This window comes from Sphingomonas sp. P4_D12, from assembly GCF_056401895.1.
Map to the genome: position 1 here is coordinate 25533 of NZ_JBFUIL010000016.1, position 11141 is coordinate 36673.

General features: G+C 66.4%; 14 protein-coding genes. 1 reads left to right on the forward strand and 13 read right to left on the reverse strand.

Translation table 11 applies throughout. The features are described from left to right. Positions 1-8: 8 nt before the first annotated feature. Positions 9-1043, forward strand: coding sequence for a D-cysteine desulfhydrase family protein (locus AC1DSD_RS21325; RefSeq protein ID WP_478032928.1), 1035 nt, complete (start codon positions 9-11; stop codon positions 1041-1043). Positions 1044-1276: 233 nt separating this feature from the next. Here the strand turns inward: AC1DSD_RS21325 and AC1DSD_RS21330 are convergent, their stop codons facing one another. The 13 genes from AC1DSD_RS21330 to AC1DSD_RS21390 form a co-directional block, all read right to left on the reverse strand. Beyond that, the gene (locus AC1DSD_RS21330; RefSeq protein WP_478032929.1) at positions 1277-1837 is read right to left on the reverse strand and encodes a response regulator; all 561 of its coding nucleotides are present in this window, start codon (positions 1835-1837) and stop codon (positions 1277-1279) included. 85 nt (positions 1838-1922) lie between these two features. After that, on the reverse strand, positions 1923-2324 hold the full coding sequence (gene fliS / locus AC1DSD_RS21335; RefSeq protein ID WP_478032931.1) for a flagellar export chaperone FliS: 402 nt from the start codon (positions 2322-2324) through the stop codon (positions 1923-1925). Continuing rightward, positions 2324-3763: a flagellar filament capping protein FliD gene (gene fliD / locus AC1DSD_RS21340; RefSeq protein ID WP_478032932.1), complete on the reverse strand. Its 1440-nt coding sequence runs from the start codon at positions 3761-3763 to the stop codon at positions 2324-2326. The genes fliS and fliD overlap by 1 nt, the downstream gene beginning before the upstream one ends. A gap of 189 nt (positions 3764-3952) precedes the next feature. Next, the gene (locus AC1DSD_RS21345) at positions 3953-5080 is read right to left on the reverse strand and encodes an EscU/YscU/HrcU family type III secretion system export apparatus switch protein (RefSeq protein ID WP_478032934.1); all 1128 of its coding nucleotides are present in this window, start codon (positions 5078-5080) and stop codon (positions 3953-3955) included. After that, positions 5080-5853 (reverse strand): flagellar biosynthetic protein FliR, encoded by a 774-nt coding sequence (fliR, locus tag AC1DSD_RS21350; RefSeq protein ID WP_478032936.1) that lies wholly within the window; start codon positions 5851-5853, stop codon positions 5080-5082. The genes AC1DSD_RS21345 and fliR overlap by 1 nt, the downstream gene beginning before the upstream one ends. 4 nt (positions 5854-5857) lie before the next feature. Continuing rightward, positions 5858-6127, reverse strand: coding sequence for a flagellar biosynthesis protein FliQ (fliQ, locus tag AC1DSD_RS21355; protein WP_066812386.1), 270 nt, complete (start codon positions 6125-6127; stop codon positions 5858-5860). A 190-nt stretch (positions 6128-6317) separates the two neighbouring features. Beyond that, a complete protein-coding gene (fliP, locus tag AC1DSD_RS21360; protein WP_478032943.1) occupies positions 6318-7163 on the reverse strand; it encodes a flagellar type III secretion system pore protein FliP in 846 nt (281 codons plus the stop codon). A gap of 86 nt (positions 7164-7249) precedes the next feature. Then, positions 7250-7513 carry a flagellar biosynthetic protein FliO gene (locus tag AC1DSD_RS21365; RefSeq protein WP_066588835.1) on the reverse strand — a complete coding sequence of 88 codons (264 nt, stop codon included), beginning with the start codon at positions 7511-7513 and terminating at the stop codon, positions 7250-7252. Then, positions 7513-7803: a flagellar motor switch protein FliN gene (fliN, locus tag AC1DSD_RS21370; RefSeq protein ID WP_066588837.1), complete on the reverse strand. Its 291-nt coding sequence runs from the start codon at positions 7801-7803 to the stop codon at positions 7513-7515. The genes AC1DSD_RS21365 and fliN overlap by 1 nt, the downstream gene beginning before the upstream one ends. Continuing rightward, entirely contained in the window at positions 7800-8741 is a 942-nt protein-coding gene (locus AC1DSD_RS21375) for a flagellar motor switch protein FliM (protein WP_478032938.1), read from the reverse strand. Before AC1DSD_RS21375 ends, fliN begins: the two co-directional genes overlap by 4 nt. A gap of 6 nt (positions 8742-8747) precedes the next feature. After that, positions 8748-9335 carry a flagellar basal body-associated FliL family protein gene (locus tag AC1DSD_RS21380; RefSeq protein WP_478032939.1) on the reverse strand — a complete coding sequence of 196 codons (588 nt, stop codon included), beginning with the start codon at positions 9333-9335 and terminating at the stop codon, positions 8748-8750. A 15-nt stretch (positions 9336-9350) separates the two neighbouring features. Continuing rightward, positions 9351-10601, reverse strand: a complete 1251-nt coding sequence (locus AC1DSD_RS21385; protein ID WP_478032940.1) for a flagellar hook-length control protein FliK — start codon at positions 10599-10601, stop codon at positions 9351-9353. 42 nt (positions 10602-10643) lie between these two features. Continuing rightward, positions 10644-11066 carry a hypothetical protein gene (locus AC1DSD_RS21390; RefSeq protein WP_478032941.1) on the reverse strand — a complete coding sequence of 141 codons (423 nt, stop codon included), beginning with the start codon at positions 11064-11066 and terminating at the stop codon, positions 10644-10646. Positions 11067-11141 lie beyond the last annotated feature (75 nt).

Genomic DNA, 11141 nt, shown 5'->3' on the forward strand with positions numbered 1-11141 from the left:
GACGGGACATGGTCGCAGAGATGAGAAGCCAGCTGGAGGAATTTCCGCGTTTTCGGCTGCTCGACGGCCCGACGCCGATCCAGCGGCTGGCTCGCCTGGAGCAAGTGCTCGGCACGGCAACGGGCGGGGCTCGTTTGTGGGTCAAGCGCGACGACGTCATGGGCGTCGGCGGTGGCGGCAACAAGCTGCGCAAGCTCGAATTCCTGATCGGCGAGGCGATCGCCCAGGGCTGCGACACGTTCATCACCACCGGCGGCTTGCAATCGAACCACGCACGGCAAAGCGCGGCCGCGGCGGCACGCGCCGGCCTCGCCTGCGAATTGATGCTGAGCGATGTCGTGCCGCGCCATGACGAAGCCTATCGGACGAACGGTAATCTGCTGCTCGACGACCTGTTCGGTGCGGCTGCGCGTCGGCTGCCGGGCGAGGTGGATGCGCTGAGGACCGCGCAGGCGCGCGCCGGAGAACTCGCACGCGACGGGCGCAAGGCCTATGTCGTCGGCAGTGGCGGGTCCTCGCCGCTCGGATGTCTGGGCTATGCCGTCTGCGCAGCGGAAATCCTCGAGGAAGAACAAGCCGCCGGCCGCCGCTTCGCGGCGATCGTCGTGCCGAACGGAAGTTCCGGCACCCATGCCGGCCTCGCGGCGGGGCTGAGCGCCGCGGGCGACGATCCACGCCGCATCCTGTCCTTCACGGTGCTGGCGCCGCTCGACAAGGCGATGGATGCGACGCGTCGTCTCGCCTCCGCGGCGCTCAGCCTGATCGCGCCGGACCGGACTCTGGCCGAGGACGCGATCCGCATCGACGCGTCACAGCGCGGTGAGGCCTATGGCATACCGACCGACGCAATGGTCGACGCGCTGCGGATCATGGCGCGCAGCGAAGGCATGCTGCTCGATCCCGTTTATAGCGGCAAGGCATTCGCCGGCGTGCTCGACGGCATGCGCACAGGTGCATGGCAGGACCGCGACGTGCTGTTCGTGATGACCGGCGGCACCCCCGGTCTGTTCGCCTATCGGGATGCTATCGCGAGTGACGACTGATCCAGTGGTACGCCGACATCGGGTTGCGGAATTGAGTCCAATTCCTCCCCAGCTGCGGGGGGCTCGCCTTCTAGCCCTCTCCCGCTTGCGGGAGAGGGAGGGGCCCGCCGCGAAGCGGTGGGAGGGTGAGGGTCTTCTTTCTTCTTCTGTCTCGGCACACGCCTGGAAGAAGGAAGAAGACCCTCACCCAACCCTCTCCCGCAGGCGGGAGAGGGCTAATGCCTATCCGCTCGTTACGCCCGCAGCCGCTCGACCTCGTCGTGCAGCGCCTGGAGCGAGACGATCAGCCGCTGCCGGTCGGCGCGGATGTCGGCGAGTTCGGCGCGGGCTTCGCCCAATTCCATCGCGCGCGCCGCGATCCGCGCATCGAGCGCGGCATTCGATCTTTTGAGGTCAGTAACACGGCGAGCGCGCGCAAGCGTGCGTTCGATGCGGGCGTGCAGCACGTCGAAATCGAACGGTTTGGCGACATGATCGTCGGCGCCGGCGGCGAGCGCCTGGACCGCCGCTTCCGGGTCGCTGCGTCCGGTGACGACGATGACCGGCAAATCGACGGTTTCGAGGCGCGAGCGCAATTCGGTCAGCACCTGGAGTCCGCTCATCCTCGGCATCACCAGGTCGAGCAGGACGAGATCGAAGCCTCTTACGGCGATCAGGTCGAGCGCTTCCTCGCCACTATCGGCGAGCGCGGTCAGATAACCGAAATGCGTCAGCCGCTTGCCGATGACGTTCAGATTGGTGCGGCTGTCGTCGACCACCAGGATCGTGCGTACGGGTCGGTGAAGTTCGGCCATCGGGTCCTTCCTTTGATCGCGACCCTAAGCTGGCGCCGGTCACGAAAGGGTTAATGGCGCGGCAACCAACTTGCCGGAGGGAGTATCAAGCTCGGCGGGCCTGGGCCCAGGCCTGGGCGATTTCCTCGAGGTTCGATGCGACTTCGAGGAACGGCTGCGCGTCGTGTCCCACGCTGGCATCGACGATCGCGTTGCGCGCGCCGCGATAGAGCCGCGCGAGCGTGTGCGAGACTTCACCGCCCTTGTCGAAATCCAGCCCCGCCTCGAGCGCGAACAGGATCGCGGTAGCGCGCGTGATCTTCTCACCCTTCAGCGCGTAGTTCTGGTTTTCGGTGGCATGCGCGGCGACGCGGAGCGCGCGGACCAATTCCTCGTAGAGCAACTGGACCAGCGCTGGTCCGTCCGCTTCGCCGGTGCGGCCGACCAGGTCGATCTGGCGATAGGTCGCTTCGGGATCGCCGCGGAGCGCGGTCGCATAGCCGGCCATCAATTGTCGCCCTTCGCCCAGGCGTCGATCTGCGTCTTGAGGAACGCCTGGGTCGATTTATAGGCGGCGACCTTGGCGTTCATGCTGGCGAATTGCTGGGTCAGCCGGGTCTTCATCTGGTCCGACTGGTCGGACAGATCGTCCTTCGCCTTCGACACGTCCGACTGCTGTTGGGTATAGCGCGTCAGCGAGGCGCCGAGGCCGTACAGCGTGCTGGTCGAGGTCAGCGAAATGCCGTTCATCGCCGCCGTGATGCCGTCCGAGCTCGACGTCGAGAACGAGAACATCGCCTCGACCGACGCCGGATAATTGTTGAGCGCGTTGGTCACCGCCGCGTCGTCGACCGACAAGGTGCCGTCGCGGTTGGTCTTGATGCCGATCTCGCCCAGGGTTGTCGGCGTTCCGGCGGCCGCACCGGTAAGCAGCGAACGCGTCGTCAGCGAACGCAGCGAATTGATCAGCCCGCGTGCCGCGGTATCGCTCTTGAGCGGCCCGTTCTGCGGGTCGATCTGGGTGTTGATCGTGTTCAGCACCTCATTGTAGCTGTCGACGAAGTCGGTGATCGCCTGTTTGAGGCCACTGGTCGGCGAGCTCGCGGTCAGCGACACCGCGACCGGGCTGGTGCCGGTCAGCTGCAGCTTCACCCCGTTGATCAGGTCGGTGACGGTGTTCGACGCGCGCTCGACCGACACGCCGTCGACGGTCAACTTGGCGTTTTGCGCGACCGACGACATCTTGGTGCCCGTCGCGCCGACGCTGACATTGAACTGGGCGAGGTTGCCGGTCGGATCGGTGGTCGCGGCGAGCGTGAAGGCCTGCGCCGTGCCGGTCGCGCCCTTGAGCGAGAGATAGGCCTTGCCGTCGACATCGGTGACGACCGAGGCGGTCACACCGGCCTTCTTGGCATTGATCGCGGCAGCGATGCCGTCGAGGCTCGAATCGGTCAGGTCGATCGTGACCGGCGTGCCGGCGCCGGCGGTGAAGCCGGTCATCTGGCTGCCGTCAGCCGAATAGGTCGCGCTGCCCAAGGTCAGCGTCAGCTGGCCCGATCCGATCACCGCGGTGCGGTCGGCGACCGCGACCTGGGTCGTCGCGACTTGCGCGCTGGCGAGCTGGCTGACGGTGATCGAGGAAGTCAGGCCGTTCAGCGCCGCGCCGGTCTGGGCGCTGGCGGTCAGCACATTGTTGTTCGAGCTTTGCGGCTGCGACTGCAAGGTACCGTTGGTGGTCAGCGTCTTGAGCGCGGTGGCGAATTGCTGGATCGTGCTCTTGAGCGTCGACACGCCCGAAATCTGCGCGGTCAGCGCGTCGGCCTGAGCAGTCAGCGCGTCGGTCTTGGTGGCGAATTGCGCCTGGACCAAAGAGGTGACGAGCGAGGCGGTATCGACGCCCGAACCGGTCGACAGCGAGTTGAACAGCGCCTGCGCGGCCGAACCCATTACGCTCGACGCCGATGGGCTCGGCGTAGGGCTTGGGGTCGGGGTGCTCGTCGTCGAGCTGGTCGTCACCATGATCGTTACTCCGCGCGCGTCAGATCATATAACGACCGGGCCGGAACGAAATTTAGGGCCGTTTTTTCAGCTTCGCTGGATCGGCGCCGGCCCACTCCCCCACGACTGTTTCAGCTGTCATTGTTTGACGCCGTTTTCGTCGAACCGCGCACTGGTCGGCACGTCGATCGCCGGCGGCACCGTGCCGGCGCGCTGATTGAGGCCGAACACGAAGGCGAGCACAGTAGCGACGGCGGGGTAGAGATCGTCGCGGATTTCCTGCCCTTCGCGGCTGGTATAATAGACCGCGCGCGCGAGCATCGGATATTCGAGGATCGGGATTTTCTCGTCGCCAGCGACATCGCGGATCGCCAGCGCGGTGGTGCCGCGCCCCTTGGCCACCACCACCGGCGCATTGTCGTTGACGCGGTCGTAGCGCAGCGCGACCGAGAAGTGCGTCGGGTTGGTCAGGATGACGTCGGCGGTGGCGACCGCTTTCCGGACCGACCGCCGGCTCATCTCGCGCTGACGCTGGCGGAGATGCTGCTTGGCCTCGGGCGAGCCTTCGGTTTCCTTGTTCTCGTCGCGCACTTCCTGCTTGCTCATCCGGAGCTTGCCGAGCAGCCGGATGATCTGGATCGGCAGGTCGACGCCGGCGATCAGCACCAGCCCACCCGCCATCGTGAACAGGATCCACACGAACGTCCCGCCGAGATTGCCGACTACCCCGGCGACGTCGGACGAGGTCGACAGGCCCAAGGTCGGCTGCGCGGTCTTCCACATCAGCCAGGCGCCGATCGATCCGAGCAAGGCGACCTTGAGCAGCGACTTGCCGAGTTCGATCCAGCCGGTCGGACCGAAGATGCGTTTCAATCCCGACGCCGGGTTGACCCGCGAGAATTTGGGTTGGAGCAGGGTGCCATTGAAGCGGAACGACCCCAACGCCGCCTGGCTGAGCACCGCCGCGATCATCGCGATCAGGAACAGCCCGCCGACCGTCGGCGCGAAGCCGAGGCCGGCCTGGATCAGCGGCCGCATCGGCGACCAATCCTCGATATCGGCACGGCCGAAGCGGAAGCTCGCGGTCATCAGCCCTTCGCAGGCTTTGACCATCTGCGGCCCGAGCATCGCGATCCAGCCGCAACCGGCGAGCACGATCAACGCTGTGGCGAATTCGCGCGACTTGAGGACATCGCCACGCTCGATCGCGTCCTTGCGACGCTTGGCTGTTGGCGCTTCTGTCTTGTCGCCTTCGTACTCGGCCATCAGCCGAACACCAGGCTTTGCGTGGCATCGAGTCCTTCCTGGACGATGACCAGCATGTAATCACCCATCGCGGGCATCGCGAGCGCCAGCGCGACGACGCCGACCGCCAGGCTGGCGGGCAGGCCGATCGCGAACAGATTGAGGCTGGGCGCGGCGCGGCTGACCATGCCGACGATCATGTTGAGGCAGAGCAGCAGGAACCCGACGGGAAGCGCGAGCAGCAAGCCGGCTGCGAACGTGTAGCCGCCGAAGAACGCGATGTCCTTGAGCCGGTCGGGCGACAGCCAGGCGCCACCCGGGGGTAGCACGGTATAACTGCGCACCAGCATGTCGACGAGGACGAGGTGCCCGTTCACCGACAGGAACAACAAGGTCATCAGCACCGACAGGAAATTGCCCAAAGCCGGGGTCGAGCGGCCGTTCTGCGGATCGATCGCCGAGGCGAACCCGATCCCCATCGACGTGCCGATCACTTCGCTGGCAACCGCGGGGGCGGCGAACGCGATCTGCAGGATGAAGCCGATCGCGAGGCCGATCAGCGCTTCGGCCACCGCGCTCAGAATGGTGGCGATCGAAAAGATATCGGCGGGCGGGACGATCGGATGGACCGCCAGCACCAGCACGCCAATCGCGCCCGACAGCGCGACGCGCACCGGCAACGGCACCGCCACCGCGCCGAACACCGGCGCCGCGACGAACGCCGCGCCGATCCGGATCATCACGAAGAGCAGCGCCCATAGCTGCGCCTCGATATTCAGGCCGAGGCCGAGCATCCTTTTACCGCACCAGGTCGGGAATGCGCTGGAAGATATCGATCGTGAAGTCGGTCAACAGGCCCATGATCAGGCTGCCGAAGATCAGCAGCGACAGGCCGACGACTGCGAGCTTGGGCACGAAGGTCAGCGTCTGTTCGTTGATCGACGTCGCCGCCTGGACCATGCCCAGGATCAGGCCCGCGAGCAACGCCGGGATCAGCACCGGGGCGGCGGCGAGCGCCAGCACCCACATCGTCTGATCGGCCACTCCGATGAAATAGTCGGCATCCATCGTCAGTTGATCCAGTTGGTTTTATCGTCACCCCAGCGAACGCTGGGGTCTCGTGCAATATTTCCCTCGACGAGATGCCAGCTTGCGCTGGCATGACGGCGGGAGGCGAGCCACAGCATCGGCCGGCGGCTCGGCATGGCGGGCGGCGGCGCGCGGAACGGGTTCGGCGCGGGCGGCGGACAGGCGGGCATCATGTCGCGAAACTCGATGCGAGACTGCCCATCATCATCGCCCAGCCATCGACCAGCACGAACAGCAATAATTTGAACGGCATCGAGATGATCGTCGGCGACATCATCATCATGCCCAAGGACATGAGCACGGTCGCGACCACCAGGTCGATAACGATGAACGGCAGGAAGATCAGGAAGCCGATCTGGAACGCGGTCTTGAGCTCGCTGGTGACGAAGGCCGGCAGCAACACGGTGTAGGGCACGTCGACCGAGCTCTTGTAGGGGCCCGAATGCGCCATGTCGGCGAACATCTTCAGGTCCTTCATCCGCGTCTGCTTGATCATGAAGGCATGGAGCGGCTGGCCGGCGCGCTGGATCATCTCGGTCCCGCCGATCTGGCCGGCGGAATAAGGCTGGATCGCCTGGGTGTTCATCTGGTTGATCGTCGGCGCCATCACGAACAGCGACAGGAACAGCGACAGGCCGATCAGCACCTGGTTGGGCGGCGTCTGTTGCAATCCCAGCGCCTGGCGCAGGATCGACAGCACGATGATGATCCGCGTGAAGCTGGTCATCATCAGCAGGATCCCGGGCAGGATCGTGAGCAGGCCCATGATGATGAGGACTTGCAGGCTGAGCGACAGCGGCGCCTTGCCAGCGCCATTGGTCGCGGCAGCCGCCCCCGGTCCGCCGAGCTGGCCGAGCGCGCGGTCGACGGCGTCGCCGATGCCGGGCTTGGCCGCGGCGGCCGGTGCCGAGGAAGCGGTGGTCGTCGCCGGCGCGGCGGGCGCGCTCTGAGCGAAGGACGGCATCGCAACGCTCAGCAAGGCGAGGAACGCGAGCAGGATCAGCGCCAGCTTCATCAGCTGGACATTCTTCGGGCGCGGCGCGGCGGGGACCGGCGCACGGAACAGCGAAGGGCCGTCTTGCTTCAGGCGGCGGATCGTCGTCACTTGGGCAGCCCCCCGGCCTTGTCGATCAGCTGGACGCCGCCGCGACCGACCGACACGAGCAATTTCTGCCCTTCGAACTCGATCACCGCGAGGCGCAGGCCCGGCGACAGCATCATCGTTTCCTGAACCTTGATCGTGCGGTTGGCCGGCTGGCCTGGCATCCGGCTCTCGAGCCGTCGCCACAGCCACAGACAGCCGACCATCAGACCGCAGACCAGCGGCAGCAGCACGAACAGCTTGAGGATATACGTCCAGAGCATCAGCCGCGCTTCTCTGGGCTGACCAGCTCGGTCAGACGGACGCCGAAGCGCTCGCCGACGGTGACGACTTCGCCACGGCCGATCAGCGTGCCGTTGACGAACACGTCGAGCAGCTCGTTGGCCTGGCGGTCGAGCTCGATCACCGAGCTTTCGCCCAGAGCGAGCAGTTCGCGGAGCGTCAGCCGGGTCTGGCCGATCTCCACCGTGAGCTTGACGTCGACATCCTGCAGCAGCCGGTAATTGGCGGCCATATTGGCGTCGACCGGGAAGGTCCCGGACAAATCGGTCATGCGAGTTCCTCGACATTGAGAGAGAGCGAATTGAGCTTGATCGCGGCGCGTCCATTGGACGTGCCGACGGTACCGGTGCCAAGGCGGCCATTGGCCACCATCACCGGCACGTCGGCGGCGACGCTGATCGGGATCACGTCGCCTTCCTTGAGTTCCATCAGCTTGGCGAGGCTGATCACCGGTTCGGCAAGCACCGAGCGGACCGGGAAAGTCACCGTCATCACGGCCTTGGCGAGACCATTCTGCCACGCCGGATCGGGCGCGGCGCCGAGCACCTTGCCATTCAGCGAGGGCGTGTACGGCTTGAGCGACTGCACCGGATAGACGATGTCGATGAAGATCGGCTTGCCGTGATGCTTGCCGATGCCGAACCGGGTGACGACCATCGGATCGTCGCCGTCGAGCCCGGCGACCATCGACGGATTGGCCTCGACCCGACCGGGCGAGAAGCTCACCTTGGCGAGCGGCTCCCACGATGTCGTCATCGGCTCGGCGACGATCGCGGCAAGGTGCCCGATCATCGCTTCCGCAGCGGGCGAGAATTCGCTCGGCATGTCGTGCGGCGCGGCGCCGGTGCCGCCGAAGAACATGTCGAGCAGTTCGAGCACGAACTTGCCGTCGACCACCAACAGCGCCTGGCCAGTGCCCGGCGTCATCGACAGCGGCACCCAGGCGGTCAGGCCGTCGGGGCGCTCGGCGCGGTAATCGGTGAAGCGCTGCACCACCAGCGGCTCCGCCCACAAGCGGACTTCCTGGCGCAACAACGGCTCGAACACGCCACGCAGGCTCCGCGCGAGACGAGCGGAGAGATGCTGCAGCGTGTGCAGATCGCCGAACGGATTCAGATTGGCGCCGCCCAGCGCGGGGGCGTGTGTCGCCGCCGCGCGAGGGCGTTCGCGCCGGTCCGTGTCGGATATGGATGACGAGCCGTTAACCATGCCCGGTCACTGAACAACAAAATTGGTAAAGTAGACGTTACTAATCCCGCCAAATCCCTCTTTTTGTTTGAGCGTGGCGTTGATTGCCTGGACCAATCGCTGCGCCAGACGCTTCTTGCCGTCACCGGTCGTGACCTCGTCCTCGGTCGAATCGCCGAGCGCCATCAGCACCGCAGAGCGCACCGCGATCTCGTTGGTCTTGAGGTTCTCGATCACCGAATCGTCGTACGGCGTCGACACCGCGATCCCGATCTGGACGTAATGCGGGCTGTCGCGCAGGTTCGACGTGAAGTCCTTGTCGATCGCGTAATAATTGGACGCATATTTGTCGCCGCCGCTGCCCGACGGCGGCTTGGTGCCGACCGATGTGGCGCCCTCGCCTTCCTTGCCGTCGCCGCTGGTGCGCTTCTGCTCGCTCTTGGGCACCAATTTGGGGCCTTCGGGCCCAGCCGCCTTGGCGCCGCCCAACATGCCGGCCGCCCACAGGCCGCCCGCCGTGCCGCCACCCACCAGGAGCACGGCCAGGAGCATCAGGATGATCAATTTGCCTTTGCCCTTTTTCTTGGGCGTGTCGGCCTTGGTTTCGTCACTCATCGTTCATTTCCCCGTTCAAGCCACACGGCCGTCATCGACGGCCCGAATGTCGTCATCCCCGCCAGTCGCGAGGCGATTCTTGCTGTCCTGCCTGACCTCGACCTGCGGCCGCGGGCGATCGCCTCCGGTCATGCCCGAGCCGCTCAGGTCGACGCTGGTCCCGGTCAGCCGGATGCCGCGTGCCTCGGCCGCGGCATTGAGCTGCGGCGCGGCATCGGCGAGCAGCGCGCGCGTGGTCGGCTGCTCGGCGGCGAAGCGGACGGTGACCGCGCCATCGGCATGCGTGCGCAGCGACACGTCGATTCGCCCCAACGCGTCGGGCTTGAGCCGGATCGAGGTATCATTGGCATTGGCGTCGTCGCGCAGCGCCTCGATCCGGTCGATCATCTTTTGCGGCCAATCCTGGCGACCCATGTCGAGCGCCTGGCGCTCAGCCTGACCCGGCTTGGCGACCAGCTGGACGGCATCGGCCGGCGTCAACAGCGTCGCGGCGGCGGTCAGGTCCCCGGGTTGGCTGCCCTCGCCAGCGGGCTTGCGCTCGGGCGCCATCGCCAGCGCGAACAGTGCCGGCATCGGCGCGTTGGCCGAGGCCAGCGAGGCCAGGGTCACGGGTGCCGCTTGCGGCATGGTGATGCGGATCGGCTGTGCGGCGGCCTGCGATCCGGGGGAGCGGTCGGCGGCAAGGGCCTGCTGTTTGGCAGCTAATGTCTTGCTCTGCGCGTCGGCGGCTGCGGCAAGGGCCGGGTCGACCGTGATCGGCGCGGCGGTATTCGGTTGGAGCGCCACCGGAATCGGCGTGGTCGCCGGCTGCGATTGCGTCTCGGACAGTATCTGCTGGGGTACAGACTCCGCGCCAGGCTTGGTCTGCCCCGCGTCGCTCGCGACCGCCAGCGGCAGCGAGGGCAAGACAGGCTGCGGGATCGGGGTAAGCGGCGCGGTGACCGCGCCAGTCGCAATGGGTTTCGCAGGCGCGGCGGGCAAAGCGATCGGCGCTACCGAGAGCAACCAGGCAAGCGCGGGATCGCTCTTGTCGTCGTCCTGTTGCGGCAAGGAATTGCCGGTCGTGGCATCATCCTGCCGCTCGCCGCCGGTCTGCCCGTCCTTCGGCGCGATGGTCGTCTTGCCGATCATCAGGTCGACGAAAGCGGCGAGGCTCGGCACGCCCGTAGCGCCATCGGCGACCGTGCCGGGGGCGAGCAGGGAGGACGCGGCACCCTTTGCGGGCAGCGCGACAGTCGTGGAAGCGGATAGAGTCAAACCGGTCATGAACCCCTCGTGCGGGAGGCGTGCACTGCCCCCGCGGGGTATTTAGCAAGGATCGTGCCGAATCTTTCGGACGGCCGGTGCCGCCTCGAGCGCGCGGATTGCCTTGAGCGCCGCTTCGCGGTCGGCGCGGACCATCAATTTCTCGACGGCCGACTGGTCACGCTTCGCCTCGCGCGTCGCCTCGGCGGCACGTTCGGCGGCCGCTTCGGCGGCGCGCAGGCGATGCTCGGCCATCTCGGCCGATTGGTGGAGGCGCGAGCGGAAATGTGCGGCCGCGACCAGCGAGAAGCCGCTTCCCGCTTCGGTCGGCGTCGGCGCGACGCTGTCGGCGAGCGACGCGATGCGCTTGGCGAGATCGGCCTCGCTGGCGATCTTGGCGTGCGCGCGGACTTCCTCGGCGCGCGTCATGCCCAGTTGAAGGGTGCGGACCCGCAAGATGCGATCGAGTTGGCGTTTTTTATGCATGGAAGTGCATCGGTGCCGGCCCGCACCCCCACCCGGCCGCCCATAGAATAATGGTATTGGGCGGCCGGGTGGGGG